Origin of the sequence: Streptomyces sp. WM6386 (genome assembly GCF_000972385.1) — a bacterium.
Taxonomy (GTDB): Bacteria; Actinomycetota; Actinomycetes; order Streptomycetales; family Streptomycetaceae; genus Streptomyces.
This window is the reverse complement of the sequence record NZ_JXTE01000065.1, coordinates 29,193-49,234: the sequence shown is the minus strand read 5'-3', so window position 1 is coordinate 49,234 and position 20,042 is coordinate 29,193. Positions and strand designations below refer to the sequence as shown.

The window sequence follows — 20,042 nt, the reverse complement described above, 5'->3', positions numbered from 1 at the left end:
AGCTCGGGGTGGGTCGCAGTACGATGATCGGAGCCCTGTTCGTACGGAGGGGTCGTAGCTGAGGAGATGCGTGCCGTGCCTGCCCCGAAGGTCTGGGTGACCGGTCTGACGGTGGGGGCGATAGCCGCCGTCGCGGTCCTCGCCGTCAAGGCGGACGAGGGCACCAAGCCCACGGCCACCGCCCCTCGCCCGAGCGCCTCCGCCTCGGCGCAGCCCTCGGCGTCCCCCACGAAGTCGACGGCCGCCGCGGTACCGGACGACTCCGGCACCGGCCGCCGTGTCGTCTACTCCCTCGCCGCGAAAAGGGTCTGGCTGGTCGACGCGAGCGACGCCGCCCAGCGCACCTTCCCGGTCTGGCCGGGAACGGTGAGCCCCGACCCCGGCAGCTACAAGGTCGACGTGCGCCGCGACGCCACCACCGGCTCCGACGGCGTCCAGATCGAGCACATCGTCTACTTCGCCAGCAAGTCGGGCCTCTCCATCGCCTTCTCCAACGCGGTGGACGGCTCATCGCCCCCCGCGGTCGCCTCGGGCACACAGACGAGCGGCATCCGGATGGGCAAGGCGGACGGCTCGGCACTGTGGACGTTCGGGGAGACGGGCACCGCCGTCGTGGTCGTCAAGTAGCCCCCGCCGGGCCGCACGGCTCCGTACGGTGACCGGATGGACAGTTCCGTCGTCTTCAACGTCGCCACCACGGCCATCGCTGTCATCGCCGTGGTCACCTCCGTCGTGTTCAGCGCGCGGCAGGCCCGCATCGCGAACCACGCCAACCACATATCCGTGGTGATCGACCTGCTCGCGGAGTTCCGGTCCGCCGAGTTCCACGAGCAGCACGACTACGTGTGCCTGCGCCTGGGCGCCGAGCACGACCCGGCGGACGGAGTGCGCGGACTGCCCGCCGAGGCCAAGGAGGCCTTCTACGGCGTCGTGTACTACTACCAGTCCTTCGCCAACCTCGCCGTCTTCGGACTGCTCGACGACACCCTGCTGGTCACGATCCTGCGCACCCGGATCATCTCCGTCTGGAAGGCCGTCCGGCCGTTCGTGGAGCGGGAACGGGAGCTGCGGGGCGAGACGGGCGGCGGCAACTACATGACGATATTCGAGGAGCTGGCCCGGCTGGCGGAGGAACTGCCGGCGGACCACGTCCGCGACCGGATGACCGAGATCCGCCGCAGACGCTCACGTCTTGGCCTGATGAGCTGAGTCACCCCCGGACAGCTGCACGACCAGCAGCACGACCCCGCTCAGCACGAACACCCGCAGCGCCGCGTCCAGCCCGTGCCAGTCCTGCGACTGCCACATCGAGAACCACTCCCCACCGATCGCGATGAACCCGGCACCGAAGAGCAGCATCACCATGAGCAGGCCATACGTGGAGAAGCGGCGGGCGGCGCGGTCGTCCCGCCGGAACCACAGCCACGTCCCGTAGACCAGCACCAGCGCGGCGACCGTCTCCCAGACGATGATCGCGACGTACGCCGTGTCCTGAAGCCCCTCGCTGGTGACGGCCCGCCACATCAGGTCGTCGTCCTTGAACGTGGTGTCCATGGCGAGAACATGCTGCACGAACGCCTGATTGGTGCCGAAGTCGGTGATGTTCCCGAAAGCGACCAGCGCCATGTAGAGGGCGACGGTCGCGGTGAGCAGGGTGCTGGTGAGGTGGAGTGCGCTGCGTGGGGGTGTGGTGGCCATGGCGATCATTTTTCCCTGTGAGGGGGAAGCCTCGCCGTACGCATTGAGCCAGAATGACGGGGAGCCGCCACAGCGAGGGGACGTACGGGGATGGCGCAGCCGTGTGAGGGGGAGCCGGGGGCCCGGTTCGTCGGCCGGGAGGCCGAACGGGCCGTGTTCCTGCGCAACTTGGATCTTCCGCTGGGCGCCTCGGACCACCGCCGCCGGTTCCATGTGCACGGTGACTCAGGCGTCGGGAAGACGTTCCTCGTCGAGGAGTTGAAGAGGCTCGCCCGGGAACACGGCGCGCTCACGGCGTATGTCGACGAGGACGCCGGAAGCGTGCCGGACGCGCTGGAGGTGATCTGCCGTCAGTTCGCCGCGCAAGGCCGGAGAATGAAGGCACTAGAACGCCGTCTGGCCGTGTACCGGGAGCGGCGCAGGGAGGCGGAGGCGGCGCTGCGCGCACAGGAGCCGGAGCCCGCGTCCGCCGGGAGCAGAGCCGCCGTCGAGGTGGGCATCGGCGTGCTGGAGAGTGCCGTGCCGGGATCCGCCCTGCTCACCCGCGCCCTGCCCGCCGACCTGATCGCCCAGGGCGCGGACCGGCTGCGGGCCGGCCTCAGCAGCCGCTTCCGCAATGCCGACGACATCGACCTCGTCCTGCACCCGGAGGGCGCGCTCACCCCGGTCCTGCTCCGCGAACTGCGCACCGCCGCCTCAGCTGTACCGCGGATCGTCCTCTTCTTCGACACCTACGAACGGACCGGGCCGTTCCTCGATCCGTGGCTGCACGACATGGTCAGGAAGCGGGACGAGCACGGCGGACCGCCGGACGAGGTCGTCGTGGTCACCGCCGGTCAACTACCCCTGCCGGCAGGTCGCTGGAACGGGGTCGACGGGGTCGTGGAGCTGCCGCTCGCCCCTTTCACCGAGTCCGAGGCGCGTCAACTCCTCGCCGGGAAAGGCGTGGTGGCCGAGCCGGTGGTCGCCGAGGTGCTACGGCTGACCGGCGGGCTGCCCGTCCTGGTGTCGACCCTCGCCGAGAAGCGGCCCGGTGACCCGGAGCAGATCGAGGACCCCAGCGCCGACGCCGTGCAGCGGTTCCTGCGCGCCGAGCCCGAGGTCCGCCATGAGGTCGCCCGGCTCTGCGCGCTGCCGCGCCGGCTGGACGGCGATGTCTTCCGGGTCCTGGTCGATCTCCCGGACGGTGAACTCGACGCGCAGTACCGGTGGTTGCGCGGGCTGCCCTTCGTGGGGGAGCGCGGCGGGCGCGTCCGCTACCACGATGTCGTCCGGGAACCGATGCTGCGGCAGGAGCGGCTGCACTATCCGCGACGGTGGCGGGAGCGGCACCGACGGCTGGCGGCGGCGTTCGCCGAGTGGCGGGAGGACGTGGGGGAGGGCAGGGAGGCCGAGGACCTCTGGGCGGACGAGGAGTGGCGCGCCCTGCGCCTGGAGGAGACGTACCACCTGCTCTGCGCCCGGCCGACGGCCGCCCTCGCCGACACGCTACGGCTGTTCGTCGAGGCCTGCCGCGAGGACGAGGTCGAAGGCCGCCGCTGGGCCCGCATGCTCCAGGACGCGGGTGGCGACACGGACCACACTCAGTCGGCCGACTGGGGACGGGAGTTGGGCGAGGCCCTCGACGACGAGTCCGGTCTGGCCCGCGCGTTGGACCTTCTCCTGACCCGCCCGGGCCTGGACCCGCGCGGCCGGGCGGCGGCGCACGCGCTGCGGGGCCGTGAGTGGCGCCATGAGGGGGAGTACGGGCGGGCGCTGGAGGAGTACGACCGGGCGATCGAGCTGGACCCGGACGCCCCCCTCGCCCACTACGGGCGGGGCCTCACCCTCCAGCTCATGGACGACTACCCGGCCGCCCTGACCGCCCTCGACCGCGCCGACGCGCTGTCCCCCGACACCGGCTGGATCATCGCCGAGCGCGCGGAGACCTACCGGATGGCGGGCCGCTACGAGGAGGCCCTCACCGACTTCGACCGCGCCCTCGCCCTCGATCCGACCGACGCGGGGGCCCTGACCGGCCGGGCCGTGTGCCGCCATGTGCTCGGGCGGTACGACGAGGCACTCGCCGACTTCAACCGCTCGTTCGCCATCGACGACGACCTGTGGACACTGATCCGCAGAGCCCGACTGCGGTTCAGCCGAGGCGAGTTGGAGCAGGCGTACGCCGACTTCGACCTCGCGGTCAGCCGCGCCCCCGATGTGGCCTGGGTCGCCTCGGAGCGGGGCGACAACTACCGTCTGGCGGGCCGTCACGAGGATGCGGTCACCGAGCTGGGCCGTGCGACCACCCTGGACCCGGACCACGCCTCGGCGTGGGCGAGCCGGGGCGCGGCGCTGGGTGAACTCGGCCGTGGCGAGGAGGCGGCGGCAGACCTCGACCGGGCGATCGAGCTACGCCCCGGATACGCCTGGGCGCTGGCGATGCGGTCCCGGGCGAAGGACCTGATCGGCGACGAGGCGGGCAAGTTCGCCGACCTGGAGGCGGCCGTGGCGGCGGCCCCGGACGCGCTGTGGATCCGCCGTGAACTCGGCTCGGAGTACCTGGACGCGGGCCGCCACGACGAGGCGACCGCCGCCCTGCGGCACTGCCTGGACCAGGACCCCGAGGACGCGAGCTCCTGGGCGATCCTGGGCACGGTCCACCGCGCCCGCGAGGACCACGCCGAGGCGCTCCGGCACCTGGACCGGGCCCTCGCCCTGTCCCCCGACTACGGCTGGGCGTACGCCCAACGCGCCCGTGTGGGCCTCGCGACGGGCCGTACGGACCAGACGCTCGCGGACCTCGACCGCTGTGTGTCACTGGGTACGGAACGGGACTGGGCCCGCGGCACGGCCGTCGAGCTGCTGGTCCTGTGCGAGCGCTGGGACGAGGCCGAGGCCCGCTTCACCGACGACATGGACGACTGGGCCCCCGAGCTCCATCGCCACGCGGGCCGCTGGGCGGAGGCCCACCGCGCCGCCGAGAAGTTCCGTGAGGGCGGCGGCGAACCGGTCGCGGGCCTCTTTGAGGTGGCGCTGACCGTGAGCCGAGCGGAAGGCCTGCCCGCCGCGGCCCCGCTCTGGCGGGAACTGGCCCGCCTGGTACGGGAGGACACGGACCTGAGCCCCCTGCGACGCGCCCAGGCCCACTGCTTCACCGGCTGCGCCCTCTCCGACCCACCCACCGCCGAACAGGGCCTCGCGGAGACACTGGCCCTGAACCCGGACTGGCTGCACCTGGCCCAGCTGGCGTCCATCCTCACGGACCTGAGGGACAGCGCGGGCGCGGACGTCCTCCGGACCACAGCCTGTCTGGAGCGGGTGGTGGAGGCGAGGGACGCGGTGCCGGCGCGTTATGCGGAGTAGGTGCCCAGGAACGCCGACCAGGCGTCGTCGGCGAAGGCGAGCCGGGCGCCTTCCTGGTCCTTGGAGTCACGGACGTAGACGGTGGGTTGGGAGGGGCGGGGGATATGGCACCTCGACGCAATCAGGGCCGTCGTCACTGCTGTAGCTGCTCATGACCCACTTCACGGCTGCACGGGCGGGTCATGGGAAGGGACTTCGGCGACCGGATCCCGCGTATCCCCGACCCGGTGAACGACGACGCGGAGTCCGGGCGAGGATTGCGGATCGTGGCGGCGTACGCGGAGTGCTGGGGTGTCGACCAGGGGGTCGCCGGTTGCAAGACCGTATGGGCGGAGCTGGCACCGGATCGCGGTGCGTCATGACCCGGTCGGGCGCGACATCAAAAACCAAAGAACCGGGGAAAGAACCCAACCCACCCCTGCCGTCCCCGGCGATCACTCTCCGGAGTGAATATGCCCAACTCGGCTGGCGCGGCGGGGTGGTTGTGGTGCAGCGTCTGCGACAACAACTCCAGACGTACTTCGGCCCTCGCGGGGACTGCAATCCCGCTGCGAGGGCCTGATCACCTAGGAAGAAGACGCTTCCCGATGACTGACAAGCACCCTAGCGCGCCCGCGCCCGCGAAGACCCGGCATTCCCACTCCGGTGTCATCCACGAGAATGAACCCCACACCGAGAACTTCACCGTGGTGGGCAATCACCTCCTCCAGCACCCAGACCTGTCGCTGACGGCGATCGGCCTCGCGGTCCACATCCAGTCGCTGCCCGCCGGGGCGTCGATCGGGATCAAGACGCTGGCGGGGAAGTTCCCGGAAGGGGAGATCCGGATCGCCGCCGCGCTGCGGGAGTTGGAGGAACACGGATACCTCACGCGTGCCAGGGAGCGTCTTCAATCGGGGCAAGTGACGACCCGGACGACCTCGTACAACAGGCCGCGGACCGCGACGGCTCCGGCTGCTGAACCCACCGTGCCGGTCCCGGCTCCGCCGAAGGCGTCCGCGCCCGGGAGGACACCCGCGGTCGGTCTCCTGACCCGCTTGCGCACCTACGACTCTCGTCTGCTGCTGTCAGAGCGGGACGTACAACGACTGGTGCCGGATGTCTCGGCGTGGTTTGAGCGGGGGGTGGGACCCACCGCCGTGGAGCGGGCCCTGACGAGCGGTCTGCCGCAGGACCCGATCAGGCACCCGGCGGCGTTCCTCGCGTGCCGCCTCCGAGAGCTTTTGCCTCCCTCGCTCCCGGTGCCGACGCCCCACCCCGCGTCGCCGCCCCCTTCGGCCAGCGTCCGCCCGGATCGCTTCCAGGACTGCGACGGTTGTGACCGCCCCTTCCGGTCCCCGGAGCCGGGCCAGTGCCGGGACTGCCGTCTGGCCGGAGCGGCGTAGAGCCCGATGCTGATTCCCGTGCCCGAGCCCACGCCGGAGGCGTTGCGGGCGGCGGTCGAGCGCATCGTTCCGAGCCGGGTCCCGGCCCTCACCCAGCACCTGTTCGAGGCCACGACGAACGCCCAGCAGACCCAGAGCCTGGCGCCGCTGCGCGCCTTCGTACACTCCTGAGCCGTCTTCGTGGCGATCGAGCGGCATCCCTTGCGCGCCGCCCGCCTGCGGGAACTTGAGGCGATCGTGGACGCCGGGGAGCAGGACCCGGCAGCGGCCGTCGCCGAGATCAACGCGATCCGGGAGACGGCCCAGGAGGAGGCGGGGTGGTGACCGACTGGGCTGATAAGCGATCTCCGGGACTACCCAGGGCACACCCCGCATAACAAACTGCACCCTGAACCCGTCAACCTCATTCGATTACAGTGCAGGACGTCGTACATACGGACGGTCGCCTGGGAGGTCTTGGTGGGTGCGACAGCCGGGGCCATATGGGGCCGTGTCGAGCAGCAGGACTTCAGGGGCCGGGTGCGGGGGACGTTGCTCGGGGCGGCCGTCGGGGATGCGCTCGGGGCGCCTGTCGACCAGCTGGATCTCGACGGGATCCGGGAGGCCTACGGCGCCGAGGGCGTCGTCGATCTCGGGGCCGCCTACGGCAGACGCGGGGCCGTCACGCATCTCACCCAGCTCACCCTCTTCTCCGTCGACGGGCTCATACGGGCCCAGGTGAGACGGGACATCGGGGCCTGGCATCCGCCCACCGATCTGCACCGGGCGTACCTCAGATGGGCCGCCACCCAGCGGGACTGGGGGCCGGACGAGCGGCGCAAGGACGACGGGTGGCTCGCCAGGGAGGAGTGGCTGTACGCCCGGCGTGACCCCACCCGCTCCCTGCTCGTCGGGTTCGGCGACGAGAACATGGGGACCCTCGAGGCGCCCAAGAACCCCGGCGAGGCGGGGCCCGAGGCGGCCGCGCGGTCCGCGCCCTTCGGGCTGCTCGTCGGATGGGAGCCGCAGCTCGTCGCACAGCTCGCGGTGGAGTGCGCCGCGCAGACGCACGGGCACCCGGTCGGGTACCTCTGCGCCGGGGCGTACGCCGTCATCGTGCACGCGCTGGCCCGCGGCGAGAGCCTCGACGGGGCCGTGCAGCGGGCGCTGGCGCTGCTGGCCGCCCGGCCGGGGCATCAGGCCGTCTCGGACGCGTTGCAGCACGCGCTGGGCGCCGTACGGCAGGGCATGCCGACCCCGGAGCGGGTCGGGGAGCTCATGGGGGAGGGGACGGCCGAGGGGCTGCTCGCCGTCGCCGTGTACTGCGCCCTCGTCGGCGAGGACGTCCGTCATGGCCTCTGCCTCGCCGTCAACCACGACGGCCCCTCCGCCGCGGCCGGCGCCCTCACCGGCGGCCTCCTCGGCGCCCTGCACGGCGAAACGGCCCTCCCACCGGCCTGGCTGGCCGAACTGGAGGGCCGTCCCACGCTGCTGGAACTGGCGGACGACTTCGCCATGGAAATGACCCAGGGCCCCGCACTGCACGGCCCGGCGGGCTCCTCCCCAGGCTGGCTGGCGAGATACCCCCGAGGCTAGCCCGGGGCTAGCCCGGCGCTAACGATTGGCAGATGTGTCCCAGGGCCATCGGCGGCGACCTGTGGGTTTGCGGCTCGGAGAGGGGACGGATCTGCCAATCACTCCCGTCCCCACCACCTAGCCGTCCCCCCCCCGTGGTCGGGCGCTCTTCCTGTCTAGTCCTTCGTCGTTCGTACGACCTCGTCCACCGGGCCCGCCGGCACCGGAACCGCGGCGGCGGTCGCTCCGTCGCCGTCTGTGTTGATCTTCTCGATGATCGCCAGGCGTTCCGGGGTGTCCTCCGGCTTGATGAAGCCGATCAGGATGTAGAGGATCAGCGACACCGCGAGCGGGATCGAGACCTGGTACTGGAGCGGGACGCCGCCGTCGACGTTCCAGTTGATCGGGTAGTTGACCAGCCAGAAGGCGAGCAGGCCCATCGACCAGCTGGTGAGCGCGGCCGTGGGGCCGGAGCGGCGGAAGGGGCGGAGCAGGCCCAGCATCATCGGGATCGCCATCGGGCCCATCAGACCGGCCACCCACTTGATGACGACCGTGATGATGTCCTTGAAGGCGGGCGAGTTGACCTGCGTGGCCGCCGCCATCGACAGGCCCAGGAAGACGACCGTGGCGATACGGGCGACCTTCAGGCCCTGGCCCTCGTTCCACGCCCGCGCCCGGCGCCACACCACCGGCGCGCAGTCCCGGGTGAACACCGCGGCGATGGCGTTGGCGTCGGAGGAGCACATCGCCATGGTGTGGGAGAAGAAACCGACGATGACCAGGCCCAACAGGCCGTGCGGCAGGAGCTGTTCGGTCATCAGGCCGTACGAGTCGGAGCCGTCCGGCTTCTGGGACTGCACCAGCAGCGGTGACATCCACATGGGGAAGAAGAGGACGACCGGCCAGACCAGCCAGAGGATCGCGGACAGTCGTGCCGAGCGCTCGGCCTCGTGCGCGTTGGCGGTGGCCATGTAGCGCTGGGCCTGGTTGAGCATGCCGCCGTTGTACTCGAAGAGCTTGATGAAGAGGAACGCGAGGAGGAAGACCGTGCCGTACGGGCCGACCAGCGGCTCGCCGTGGCCCTGGAGCTCCGGGCGGTCCCAGGCCTCGAAGAAGCCGATGCCCTTGTCGTTGAGTTTCGCGACGACGGCTATGAACATCGCGACACCGGCGAGGAGTTGGATGACGAACTGGCCGAGCTCGGTCAGCGCGTCCGCCCACAGGCCGCCGATCGTGCAGTAGACGGCGGTGATCGTGCCGGTGATGAGGATGCCCTGGTTGAGCGAGATGCCGGTGAAGACCGACAACAGGGTGGCGATCGCCGCCCACTTGGCGCCCACGTCCACGATCTTCAGCAGCATGCCGGACCAGGCCAGTGCCTGCTGGGTCTTGAGGTCGTAGCGGTTCTTCAGGTACTCCAGCGGGGAGGCCACATGGAGACGCGAGCGCAGCCGGTTGATGCGCGGCGCGAACAGCTTCGAACCGATCGCGATGCCGAGGGCGATGGGGAAGGACCACGTCACGAAGGAGGTGACGCCGTAGGTGTAGGCGATGCCCGCGTACCCCGTGAACATCACCGCGCTGTAGCCCGACATGTGGTGCGAGATGCCGGAGAGCCACCAGGGCATCTTGCCGCCGGCGGTGAAGAAGTCGCTGACGTTGTCCACGCGCTTGTGCGACCACACGCCGATCGCGACCATCACGCCGAAATAGCCGATCAGTACGGCCCAGTCGAGACCGTTCATGTGCGCCCTCCCAGGGTCAGCCCGGCGCTCATCGTGGGCGCTGTCGCGTGAACACGACAAGTGACCGTAAGGTCAAAGGGAGGTAAAAGTATTCGGCATGATGGCCTTGGTTCACCTACATGAACTCACCGCATCAGCTCCCCGGCGTTGACCAGCAGTGATTGTCCAGTGATCGCCCGCGCTCGATCCGACGCCAGGAACACCGCCGCGTCCGCCACATCCCCGTCGGTGGCGAGATCGGGCAGGGCCATGCGCTCGGTGAGCCTCACCAGCACCTCGGACTCCTCGACCCCTTCGGTGTGCGCGGTGAACCGGACGTACGCCTGCACCGGCGGCCCCCACATCCAGCCCGGCAGCACGGTGTTGACCCGGATCCGGTGCGGCCCCAGCTCCCGCGCGAGGGAGTACATCGCACTCGTCAGCGCCCCCTTGGAGGCCGCGTACGCCGCCTGCCGCACCTGTGAGGGGGCAGCCACCGACGACTGCGTCCCGATGAAGACGACCGACCCGCCGCACCTTTTCAGCGCCGGCAGACACGCCCGCGTCATCCGCAGCGACCCCAGCAGATTCACGTCGATCACCGACTGCCAGGTGGTGAAGTCCGCGTCCTCCACGCCGCCGAAGTAGCTGTCCCAGGCGGCCACATGGACCACCGCGTCGATCCGCCCGAACCGCTCGCTCGCCAACTCCGCCAGCGCCACGCACTGCTGCTCGTCGGTGATGTCCGTGGGCCGGTACGCCGTGTGCGCCCCGTCCGGATCGATCTCGGCGGCGCTCTTGGCGAGGTTGGCCTCGGTGCGCGCCCCGAGCACGGCGTTCCCGCCGTCGCGTACGACGGCGGCGGCGACCTGGTGACCGAGCCCGGCGCCGACACCCGACACGACCACCGTCTTGCCTGTGAGCAGTGGCATAGGAGACCTCCCGGATTCCCACCGTTTCATGACCCTGGCGCAATATCTGACGGGGCGTCAGAGTATGGGCGAGCCACCCAGGAAGGGGAAGGGAATGAGCGAAGAGACCCGCAGCCGGACGTATGCCGAACTGGCCGCCGTGGGCCCGTACGGAGTCCGCCCCGGCCATGCGCTCATCACCATGGTCGAGCCGCATCCGGGCCACGAGTACGCGTACAACCGCTGGTACGAGGACGACCACTACTACGCCGGCGCGATGGCGATGCCCTGGATGTACGCCGGGCGCCGCTGGGTCGCCACCCGGGACCTGCAACTCCTGCGCTACCCCGAGAAGTCGGCCATCGCCCAGCCGGTCACCGCCGGGTGCTACATCTCGACGTACTGGATCACCGACGGCCGCTACGACGACCACATGAAGTGGACCGTCGGCATCAACAAGCGCCTCAACCGGGACGCCCGGGTCTACCAGGACCGCACACACGTCTTCACCGCGTTCCAGGACCACGAGGCGACGGTCTACCGGGACGGGGCGGCCGGGCCCCGCGACTTCCACGCCCTCGACCACCCGTACAAGGGCCTGGTCGTCGAGGTGATCGACGCCGAATCGGCCGCACAGCGAGAGGAGTTGCTGGAGTGGCTGCGGTCCCGGCAGCTGCCGAAGCGGCTCGCGGGGTCACCGGCGGCGATGGTGACGGTCTTCAGGCCGACGCCGCTGCCGGGGGACCGGATGACGTATGTGAAGCAGGTCGAGGGCGTCGACACCCGGCTGACGCTGCTGTGGTTCCTGGAGGCGGATCCGCGGGAGTGCTGGGAGGAGTACTTCACGGGCCTGGAGGAGCCGGTGGCGGAGGCGGGCCTGGGGAGGGTGGAGCTGGTGGCGCCGTTCATCCCGACCGTGCCGGGGACGGACAGGTACGTCGACCGCCTCCGATAGGTCTGTGCCGGGACACAAGCCGAGCCCCCTCGGCAAGGACGGCGATCTGGACGAGAGGGCTCTTCGGTGATGCTTGTGTAGTTGTGTAGTGCTCGATCACTCGATCATTTACGCCTTGACCGAGCCGACGAAGGCGTTCCACGCGTCCGCGGGGAAGGCCAGCGTGGGGCCGTTCTGGGTCTTCGAGTCCCGGACGGCCATCGCCGACACGACAGGGGACTTGATCTCGACGCACGCGCCGTTGCCCTGGGAGTAGGAGGACTTGACCCACTTGTCCGCGGCGCCCTGCTTGATTGCCATTTTCGCTCCGTTTGCCAGTTGCTGAGTTGCTGTCGCCGTGGCGTGCGTATGTCTCCGTCTGCACGGCACGGGTTTGCGCCAACGTTGTTATCCGATGGCGTGATCGACGCTACTCGCCAACATCGAGGAGCGGAGGAAGCATTCACCCGGGCGGGTGGCATATTCCAGTGGGTCTTCCGCTGCGACCGGGCGAAGGTGTATCTTCCGGCGCCTCGCCTTACAGAGTGGCTCAGCGTGCGTAGTCCTTCGCGATGCCTGAGATGAATTCCCTGCTTTGGTCCACATTCAGGGCCTGTGCCCGCAGATGTTCGTACATGACGCTGTACTTCTGTACGTCCTGCGCCTTCTCCAGATACAGGTCGCTCGTCACGCCCTCGATGTAGACCACGCTGGAATCGGCGGCATCGGGGAACTCGAGGATCGCGTACTGCCCGCTCACCCCGGGATGCGCACCCATCGTGAAGGGGATCAGCTGCACCGTCACGTGCGGCAGTTGCGACATCTCGATCAGATACTCCAACTGCTCGATCATCACCTGCCGGTTGCCGACCTCGCGGCGCAGCGCCGCCTCGTCCAGGACGGCCCAGAGCCGGAGCGGGTTCTCGGCGGCAGAGATACGTTCCTGTCGGCGCAGCCGCACCTGGACGCGCTTGTCGATGTCGGTGGGCGTCGCCTCGGGCAGCGCGCCGGAGATGAGGGACTCGGCGTAGGTGCGGGTCTGCAGGAGGCCGGGGACGACCTGAGGGTCGTAGACGCGCAGACTCGCCGCGTCCGTCTCCAGGCCGATGTAGACGCTGTAGGGGATGTCGCCGAAGGAGTGCCACCACCCCTGCTGGCGGCTGTCCTTGGCCATCTGCATCAGGGAGTCGACGATCCGGACGTCCTCCACCTCGTACACCCCGCACAGATCGCGGACGTCGCGCTGGCTGATACTGCGCCGGCCGTTCTCCAGCCGGCTGATCTTCGACTGCGACACCAGAAGCCGTTCGGCGACTTCTTCGGCTGTCATGCCCTTGAGTTCACGGAGCCGGCGCAACTCCTGGCCGAGCCGGCGTCGCCTGACGGTGGGATTGACATTGGACGCCACGGGAACGTGCACCTCCGGCTGCGTGCCTTCGAAAATGGCCACTTTGCGTATCTGCTGTTGAGCAGACTGCCACCAAGGTGGTTTCTACCGCTGGGAAACGGTGGATATGCGCTGCGTACGCGCCAGTTAGCCATGATCACAAGGCAGTTGGCGTCTCCAGAGTCTGAATCGGCCATGATCCGGGGCACAAAAAAGGCCGCGCGGGACGGCAGGACCGTGGTGTCGTCTCGGACACACGGTCCCGCCGCCCCGCGCGGACCAGCGGCTCCCGATACCGGGTCTGGGGTACGCCGGAGGTGCGTGTGGTGCGTGGTGCGGTTCGTCGGTCGTGTCGTGGGACTGCGGCTCAGTGGGCCACGACACGCGCCATGGAACCGCGGCGCGGTTGCACCGGAACGCCGCGGGCGGGCTCCGGTGCCTGCCTGGCACCTGGTCCGGCCGGACGGCCGGTCGGGGCCGGGCTGCGGCGTGGCTGTGCGGCCACACCGTTCTGGACGTCCATCACGGCGTGCGCGACGAGACCGCCCATGGGGTCGTGCCTGATCAGGTCCCGCAGCCGGGAGCGAGAGGAGCGTCCCTCGTTGCCCGGATACAGGTGCTTGCCGAGGCCGACCGCGTGCGCCAGTGCGGCGAGCGCCGCGGTCCGCGGGTCCGGCGGTACGCCGGTGCGGATCGCGGAGTCCAGTCGGGATCTGATCTCCCGGCTGATCTCGGTCTGACTCGCCTGGTAGCGAGTCGTCGGCAGCACTCCGCACATCTGGCCCGCCACGGCATGCACCATGCCGCACCGCTCCAGATGCGAGAGGTAGGTCTGGCGCAGCCCGAGACGCGGCCCGCCAATCCAGTTGACCGCCCGGACCGGAGCGCCACGCCTTCGCAGCAACTCCAACGCGCAGTCGAGTGTCGGATCTCCAGTCGGCCGTGGGGACACCACGGCGATACGATCCCCGTCTGGGGCTATCCGTCCGGCCAGCGCCAGCTCCACTAGCTGTGCTCCGGCCAGACCAAGGTCGAGCGACTGCGGCTGTGCGGTGGTACCCGTGGCCGGGTCCAGCGCCAGCAGCAGAAGCTCTTCCGGAAGAGTTCTGCGGCTCCTGCCCATCCATGCCTCCCCGCGTGGATGAAAGACAGGGTGACCCCTCTCACATTGGTCTGTCGAGGGTGCGTGACCTGTTTGTAGTGGAACCAGTAGGTATGTCGTTCTCGTCTACCGCAGGAGCCAAGCCCTCACACAGGACACTGGTACATGGTTCGGACACCGTGGGGGAGCGGTGTTCGGGGCGAGGCTGTTCAGACGGGTTCACGGTTTAGGAGGCATCGGTGGCGGGCGAGTCCCCCGACAGGTCGAAGCAGCGCGAGTCGTCGGCAGAACCGACGTCGGGGAGCGCGAGTCCGGTTCCCGAAGCCCGGGGTGAGGTGCGCGACCCGCGTCTGGCGGTGGCCCGCGACAGCGAGCCGCCCGCGGCCCGCGGTGGCGTGGACACGGCGACGCGAGTCTTCTCGGCCCGGGACGTGGCGAAGGCCCGGGCCGCGGCGCAGGAGCCGAAGCCGACCGACCCCGACGAGGCTTCGGGCACGCCCGACGAGGCCGCTACGGCGACCGAGGGCCCCCAGTCCCCCGGGAAGGCCGACAAGCAGCCGCCCGCGGCCGAGGACGTCCAGGACGCCGTACCGACCGACGGTGCCGAGGGTTCGCGGGACGCGGAGGCTTCGGCGGGGCCCGTCGAGCCGGCGTCTGCCGGGACCGAGGGCGCCGAAGAGGCTGCGGACGCCCGTGCCGGGGTCTCGGAGGGCGCGGGGGCCGCCGCGGTGGCCGACGACGGGCCTGCGAAGGGTGCCGAGGGCGCGGAGGCCGCAGCGGCCGTCGAGGACGTCCAGGACGCCGTGCCGACCGATGGTGCTGAGGGTTCGCGGGACGTGAAGGCCTCGGCGGCGACCGTCGAGTCGGCGTCTGCCGGGGCTGAGCGCGCCGCAGGGGCTGCGGACGCCCGTGCCGGGGCCTCGGAGGGCGCCGGGGATGCGGCGGCGGCTGGGGACGTCCAGGACGTCGTGCCGACCGACGACGGGCCCGCGAAGGGTGCCGTGCCGACCGATGGTGCCGAGGGTTCGCGGGACGCGGAGGATTCGGCGCGGCCGGACGAGACGGCGCCTGTCGCGCCCGAGGGCGAACCGGGCGGTGGTGACGCCAGGCTGCGGGCTGCTGTAGCCGCATGGGTGCGGTCCGGGGATTCTCCGAATGCGGCGGACCCGGGTGGCGAGGCCGGTGAGCGACCGGCGAGCGCCGCGAAGGCCGACGCCGCCGCGACCGACCCTCGCGCTACCGTGAACCCGAGCGATGGCGTGGACGCCCGTGAGAAGTCCGCGCGGAGGACCGGTGAGGCCGGGGAGAAGGCCGACGCCGCCGCGACCGACCCCCGCGCTACCGCGAACCCGGGCGATGCCGTGGACGCCCGTGAGAAGTCCGCGCGGACGGCCCGTGAGGCCGGGGAGAAGGCCGACGTCGCCGCGACCGACCCCCGCGCTACCGCGAACCCGGGCGATGCCGTGGGCGCCCGTGAGAAGTCCGCGCGGACGGCCCGTGAGGCCGGGGAGAAGGCCGACAGGCCCGTACCCGGTGCGGGTGGGAACGACGCGAAGGCCGAAGGTGACGCCGGGCCCCGCGTGGACCAGCCCACCACCATGCTCAAGCTGCCCAGCAAGTTCGTCGCCCTCAAGCCCGACGTCACCACCCCCGTCCCCCAGGTCGGCCCCGAGCGCACCACCCAGCAGCCCCTCCCGCCCAAGCCTCCGCTGGACCTGCTGGCCGAGCTCACGAACACCCCGCCGCCCCCGCAGACGCCGCTGCGCACCACCTTCCGCCGGGTCAAGATCTGGACCCCTCTCGTCCTGCTCCTCGCAGTCGTCTTTGCGGTCGCACAGGCAATGCGCCCCCTCCCCACCCCCACCCTCGAACTCACCGCCGAGGACAGCTACTCCTTCGACGGCAGCAAGGTCGACATCCCGTGGCCCGCGGAGGGCCAGGCCGCCCTCGACGTCCAGGGCATCGGCAGCTTCGGCTCCTCCGGTGACCGGAAGCCCGTCCCGATCGCCAGTGTCGCCAAGGTCATGACGGCGTACGTCATCCTCCGCGACCACCCGCTGAAGAGCGGCGCCGAGGGTCCGAAGATCAAGATCGACCAGACCGCGCAGGAGCAGGGCGAGAACGCCGGTCAGGAATCGACCGTGAAGGTGACCGCCGGTGACTCCATCTCCCAGCGCGAGGCCCTCGAAAGCATCCTGATCGCATCCGCGAACAACGTGGCGAGGCTCCTCGCCCGCTGGGACGCCGGCTCGGAGAAGGCGTTCGTCGAGAAGATGAACGCCGCCGCCGAGGACCTCGGGATGACGAACACGACGTACACCGACCCCTCGGGTCTGAACAACACCACCGTCTCCACCGCCGTGGACCAGGTGAAGCTGGGCAAGAAGGCGATGGAGGAGCCCGCGTTCCGCGAGGTCGCGGCGATGATGTCGTACGACGACTACAAGGGCGTCAACCACGGCAACTGGAACCAGATCGTCGGCAAGAACAACGTCGTCGGCATCAAGACCGGCACCACCACCTCCGCCCTCGGCAACCTCCTCTTCGCCGCGAAGAAGGAGGTCGACGGAGAGACCCGCACCATCGTCGGCGCCGTCATCCGCCAGCCCGCCGGCGGTGTGGACAACACCATCCTCAGCGCCGCCCTCACCGCGGGCGACCGGCTGATCCGGGCGGCGCAGGGCGCGCTGGAGTCCGCGACGATCCTCAAGAAGGGCGATGTCGTCGGATACGTCGACGACGGCCTCGGCGGCAGGACTCCGGTCATCGCGACCAAGGACGTCACGGCCGTCGGCTGGTCCGGGCTCACCGTCAAGCTGACCTTCGCCGCCGACGACGTACCGCACACCGCGAAGGCCGGCACCAAGGTCGGCACACTCACCGTGGGTGACGCCTCGGCCGGTGCGGTGAAGGTGCCGGTCGCGCTGCAGAAGGACCTCGTCGAGCCGGGCTTCACGGACAAGCTGACGCGCATCAGCTGACCCGTGGACCGGCTCGTACGCCGAAAGAGGAGCGAAGATCCTGTATGCGCCCCGTCGACCGGGTACCCGTCAGGGCGCCCGTCGGCGATGGGGGCCCCTCCCGCTCGAGCGAAGCCGAGAGTGGGGGAGCGTGCTAGCGTCACGAATCGGGGCAGGTCGCCGCTCCCGGAGACGCAGCCGTGAACATGGCCGGAACGGGACGGGGCCGAGAACAGAAGACGGGACACGGGGAGTGCCTGAAGGTGGCCACAGCCGAGCCGACACGCGCCGACGACGCCGATCCGGGCCCGGGAACCGGCCCGCGAATACGTGTGCCCGCGCCGCGTGACGGCGGGGAGCGCAAGAACAGTCCTGCGGAGGAGCAGCCGTCGGCTGCGCACTCCGCTTTCCTCGCTCTGCGTGAGCGGCTGCTGAGACACCCGGCCCTCTCCCTCACCGCACTGTCCGGTGTGCTCCACATCGTCTGGTTCTTCACCTTCGCCAACAGCGGCGGCGACCTGGCCGCACAGGACGCCTGGGCCGAGTTCGTCGGCCGCCACCCGGACTCGGCGTACAACCTGGCCTGGTACGGCGGGATGCACCCGGTGTCGTACAGCGTGGTGTCGCCGTATCTGATGTCGGTTCTCGGTGTCCGTACGACGATGATGATCGCCGGGACGATCTCCGCCGGGCTGCTCACGATGATCCTCATCCGCAGCCGGTCGGTTAAGAACCCGCTGTGGGCGGCGCTCGCCGGTCTCGTCGCCTTCCTCTGCAACGCCGCCTCGGGGCGGGTCACCTTCGGTCTGGGCACGGTGTTCGCGCTCGGCGCGGTCGCCGTCGTGTTCTGCTGGCCGCATCGCTGGCGCTACAAGCGGTGGGCGAAGGCGCTGTGCGCGGCCCCGCTGGCCGCGCTCGCGACGATGGCCTCGCCGGTGGCGGGACTGTTCGTGGGGCTGGTGGCCGCGGCGCTGTTCCTGCAGAAGCGGCGGCCGGGCGCGTGGGCGCTGGGTATCGCGCCGACCGCGGTGGTCGCGGTGTCGGCCTGGCTCTTCCCGTTCTCGGGTACGCAGCCGATGGGGTTCGGCTCGGTGATCCTGCCGTTCTCGTACGGCGTCCTCGTCTGCGTGCTCGTCCCCAAGGAGTGGAAGACGGTCCGGCTGACGGCCGGTGTGTACGCCCTCGGTGTCGTCCTCGTCTGGCTGATCAGCTCGCAGATCGGGACCAACATCTCGCGGCTGCCGATGCTGTTCGCGGGGGTCGTGCTGGTGGCGGCGCTGCCGTTCGCGGTGCCGCGCTCCCGCAAGTGGTACGCGATCGTCCTGTCCATCGCCGTGTTCACCGGCTGGATCGGGTTCAAGTCGGTCGACGACGTCGTCCACACCACCCCGGCCGCCTCCTGGGCCCGCGAACTCGCGCCGCTCGTCAACGAACTCCAGGGGGTCGGCGCGGAGAAGGGCCGCGTCGAAGTCGTGCCCGCGCGCTCCCACCGCGAGGCCTCCGCGCTCGCCCCGTACGTCAACCTGGCCCGCGGCTGGAACCGCCAGGCCGACATGGAGCGCAACCCGCTCTTCTACGACGACACCCTGAACTCGGCGAACTACCACGAGTGGCTCGGGCGCTGGGCCGTGCACTTCGTGGTGCTGCCGAAGGACGCGCCCGACGGGGACGGCGGGGAGCGCGAGCGGGAGCTCGTGCAGCGCGGGATGCCGTACCTCAAGCAGGTCTGGGGCGACGCCAACTGGCAGCTGTTCAAGGTCACCGACCCGGCCCCGCTCGCCGAGCCCGACGCGGTCGTCGAGCGCGCCGAGCAGGGCGAGTGGACCCTCCAGGTGACCAAGCCGGGCCGGATCCTCATCCGCATCCCCTACTCGCCGTGGCTGAGCATCGTCGACGCCGACGGCAAGAGTCTTGAGGGCCCCCAGGAGACGGAGGCGTCCAAGGACCGGCCCGACGGCGAGCCGAAGTCGTACGACAACGTCAACGGCTGTCTGACGGAGACGGAGGAGGACGTCCACGGCGACAAGTGGACCGAGCTGCTGGCGCCGAAGGCGGGGACGTACCGGTTGGCGGCGCCGTATCAGCTGCCGCGCGGGACGCCGTGCCCCGACGAGTTGAAGTGAGCGTGGCTCACGTGACCGGGAACGCCACGTCGCACACGACGTCGTCCGGTCCCGCCGCGTCCCAGTCGGCGAAGTAGATCTCCCGGCAGGGCCCGGCCTGTTCCAGGCCCTGCGCGGTGATCCACTCCTCGACGGCCTCGAAGGCGGCCATGATCTGGGGATGGGCGACCTGGGCCTTGCTGATGCGGGTGTACGCGAACCGCTGGGCCGGCTCGACGCGGACCTGGGTCTCCCAGGCCCGCCCCTGCTCCGCCGCCCACGCCCGCGCCGCGGCCTCGTCGGCGACCGGCACACAGGACTCGGCGGGGCCGTCGCTCTCCATGGAGACCTCGGAGTGGTAGACGACGAACGGCGCCGCCGTCACGCCCCCGCACTCCCGCGAGGCCGCGACCAGCCGCCCCAGCGACGCGCCGATCCAGGCCGGCAGCTCGTCCGCCAGCGTGTGCCGCTTCTCGGCGATCACCGCCTGCTCCGGCAGCAGAAACGTCTCCACCACGAACTTCCCGTACATCTCGGAGCTCCTCCCCGACAGTCGTCCACGGAGGTACTCGGCGAGCGTCCGCTGCCCCGCCACCCGCGCCTCGACGTCCGCCCAGTACGCGGCCAGCACGTCCGCGCCCGCGGCTCCGCCCGCCTCGACGACCTCGGCGATCCGGGCGAGCGGCATGTCGAGCTGCCGCAGCATCGCGACGAGCCGGGCGCGTTCGACCTGGCCGGCGCGGTAGTAGCGGTAGCCGCTGGCCTCGTCCACCTGGGCCGGGGCCAGCAGGCCGAGCCGGTCGTACAGCCGCAGGGCCTTGGCCGAGAGGCGGGCCCGCGCGGCGAAGGCGCCGATGGTGAGCAGTTCGTCGGTCACCGGTTCATCCTCCGTCACCGGACGGCGACTTCCGCCCGGTGACGAGGAGGCTCAGCCCTG

The 20,042-nt window shown here is 70.5% G+C and carries 19 protein-coding genes; 11 read left to right on the top strand and 8 right to left on the bottom strand.

Annotated features, from left to right (window positions below; all coding sequences use genetic code 11):
* The first annotated feature begins 66 nt into the window (after positions 1-66).
* Together TN53_RS31750 and TN53_RS31745 are read left to right on the top strand one after the other, a co-directional pair.
* Positions 67-627 (top strand): L,D-transpeptidase, encoded by a 561-nt coding sequence (locus TN53_RS31750; protein WP_046262192.1) that lies wholly within the window; start codon positions 67-69, stop codon positions 625-627.
* 36 nt (positions 628-663) lie between these two features.
* On the top strand, positions 664-1,209 hold the full coding sequence (locus TN53_RS31745) for a DUF4760 domain-containing protein (RefSeq protein WP_046262191.1): 546 nt from the start codon (positions 664-666) through the stop codon (positions 1,207-1,209).
* On the opposite strand, the gene TN53_RS31740 is transcribed toward TN53_RS31745, so the two are convergent.
* Positions 1,186-1,698 (bottom strand): DUF2165 domain-containing protein, encoded by a 513-nt coding sequence (locus tag TN53_RS31740; RefSeq protein ID WP_046262198.1) that lies wholly within the window; start codon positions 1,696-1,698, stop codon positions 1,186-1,188. The two genes, TN53_RS31745 and TN53_RS31740, sit on opposite strands and share 24 nt — an antisense overlap.
* Positions 1,699-1,788: 90 nt before the next feature.
* Between TN53_RS31740 and TN53_RS31735 the strand changes: the two genes are divergently transcribed.
* Entirely contained in the window at positions 1,789-5,043 is a 3,255-nt protein-coding gene (locus TN53_RS31735) for an ATP-binding protein (RefSeq protein ID WP_046262190.1), read from the top strand.
* On the opposite strand, the gene TN53_RS45765 is transcribed toward TN53_RS31735, so the two are convergent.
* Positions 5,031-5,180: a DUF397 domain-containing protein gene (locus TN53_RS45765; RefSeq protein ID WP_420719143.1), complete on the bottom strand. Its 150-nt coding sequence runs from the start codon at positions 5,178-5,180 to the stop codon at positions 5,031-5,033. The two genes, TN53_RS31735 and TN53_RS45765, sit on opposite strands and share 13 nt — an antisense overlap.
* A gap of 45 nt (positions 5,181-5,225) precedes the next feature.
* Between TN53_RS45765 and TN53_RS31730 the strand changes: the two genes are divergently transcribed.
* The 5 genes from TN53_RS31730 (at position 5,226) to TN53_RS31715 (ending at position 8,003) form a co-directional block, all read left to right on the top strand.
* Complete coding sequence (locus TN53_RS31730; protein ID WP_046262189.1) at positions 5,226-5,405, top strand: hypothetical protein; 180 nt, start codon at positions 5,226-5,228, stop codon at positions 5,403-5,405.
* Positions 5,406-5,630: 225 nt separating this feature from the next.
* Complete coding sequence (locus TN53_RS31725) at positions 5,631-6,428, top strand: DNA-binding protein (RefSeq protein ID WP_046262188.1); 798 nt, start codon at positions 5,631-5,633, stop codon at positions 6,426-6,428.
* A gap of 18 nt (positions 6,429-6,446) precedes the next feature.
* The gene (locus tag TN53_RS48550) at positions 6,447-6,599 is read left to right on the top strand and encodes a hypothetical protein (RefSeq protein WP_234441744.1); all 153 of its coding nucleotides are present in this window, start codon (positions 6,447-6,449) and stop codon (positions 6,597-6,599) included.
* Between the two features lie 9 nt (positions 6,600-6,608).
* A complete protein-coding gene (locus tag TN53_RS48545) occupies positions 6,609-6,752 on the top strand; it encodes a hypothetical protein (RefSeq protein WP_234441743.1) in 144 nt (47 codons plus the stop codon).
* A gap of 135 nt (positions 6,753-6,887) precedes the next feature.
* The gene (locus tag TN53_RS31715) at positions 6,888-8,003 is read left to right on the top strand and encodes an ADP-ribosylglycohydrolase family protein (protein WP_046262187.1); all 1,116 of its coding nucleotides are present in this window, start codon (positions 6,888-6,890) and stop codon (positions 8,001-8,003) included.
* A gap of 155 nt (positions 8,004-8,158) precedes the next feature.
* On the opposite strand, the gene TN53_RS31710 is transcribed toward TN53_RS31715, so the two are convergent.
* Both TN53_RS31710 and TN53_RS31705 read right to left on the bottom strand, forming a co-directional pair.
* Positions 8,159-9,730 carry a sodium:solute symporter family protein gene (locus TN53_RS31710; protein WP_046262186.1) on the bottom strand — a complete coding sequence of 524 codons (1,572 nt, stop codon included), beginning with the start codon at positions 9,728-9,730 and terminating at the stop codon, positions 8,159-8,161.
* A gap of 125 nt (positions 9,731-9,855) precedes the next feature.
* Positions 9,856-10,641, bottom strand: coding sequence for an SDR family oxidoreductase (locus TN53_RS31705; protein WP_046262185.1), 786 nt, complete (start codon positions 10,639-10,641; stop codon positions 9,856-9,858).
* Between the two features lie 94 nt (positions 10,642-10,735).
* Here TN53_RS31705 and TN53_RS31700 point away from each other — a divergent pair, with 94 nt between their 5' ends.
* Positions 10,736-11,575: a hypothetical protein gene (locus TN53_RS31700; protein WP_046262184.1), complete on the top strand. Its 840-nt coding sequence runs from the start codon at positions 10,736-10,738 to the stop codon at positions 11,573-11,575.
* Between the two features lie 108 nt (positions 11,576-11,683).
* On the opposite strand, the gene TN53_RS31695 is transcribed toward TN53_RS31700, so the two are convergent.
* The 3 genes from TN53_RS31695 to TN53_RS31685 form a co-directional block, all read right to left on the bottom strand.
* The gene (locus tag TN53_RS31695; protein ID WP_046262183.1) at positions 11,684-11,875 is read right to left on the bottom strand and encodes a DUF397 domain-containing protein; all 192 of its coding nucleotides are present in this window, start codon (positions 11,873-11,875) and stop codon (positions 11,684-11,686) included.
* Between the two features lie 229 nt (positions 11,876-12,104).
* Complete coding sequence (locus TN53_RS31690) at positions 12,105-12,962, bottom strand: helix-turn-helix domain-containing protein (RefSeq protein ID WP_046262182.1); 858 nt, start codon at positions 12,960-12,962, stop codon at positions 12,105-12,107.
* A 346-nt stretch (positions 12,963-13,308) separates the two neighbouring features.
* Positions 13,309-14,064, bottom strand: coding sequence for a GOLPH3/VPS74 family protein (locus tag TN53_RS31685; protein WP_046262181.1), 756 nt, complete (start codon positions 14,062-14,064; stop codon positions 13,309-13,311).
* A 218-nt stretch (positions 14,065-14,282) separates the two neighbouring features.
* Between TN53_RS31685 and TN53_RS31680 the strand changes: the two genes are divergently transcribed.
* Positions 14,283-17,024: a D-alanyl-D-alanine carboxypeptidase gene (locus tag TN53_RS31680; protein ID WP_046262180.1), complete on the top strand. Its 2,742-nt coding sequence runs from the start codon at positions 14,283-14,285 to the stop codon at positions 17,022-17,024.
* 242 nt (positions 17,025-17,266) lie between these two features.
* Positions 17,267-19,126 carry an MFS transporter gene (locus TN53_RS31675; protein ID WP_046262197.1) on the top strand — a complete coding sequence of 620 codons (1,860 nt, stop codon included), beginning with the start codon at positions 17,267-17,269 and terminating at the stop codon, positions 19,124-19,126.
* 7 nt (positions 19,127-19,133) lie between these two features.
* Here TN53_RS31675 and TN53_RS31670 read toward each other — a convergent pair whose 3' ends face one another.
* Positions 19,134-19,982 (bottom strand): MerR family transcriptional regulator, encoded by an 849-nt coding sequence (locus TN53_RS31670; RefSeq protein WP_199924678.1) that lies wholly within the window; start codon positions 19,980-19,982, stop codon positions 19,134-19,136.
* Positions 19,983-20,042 lie beyond the last annotated feature (60 nt).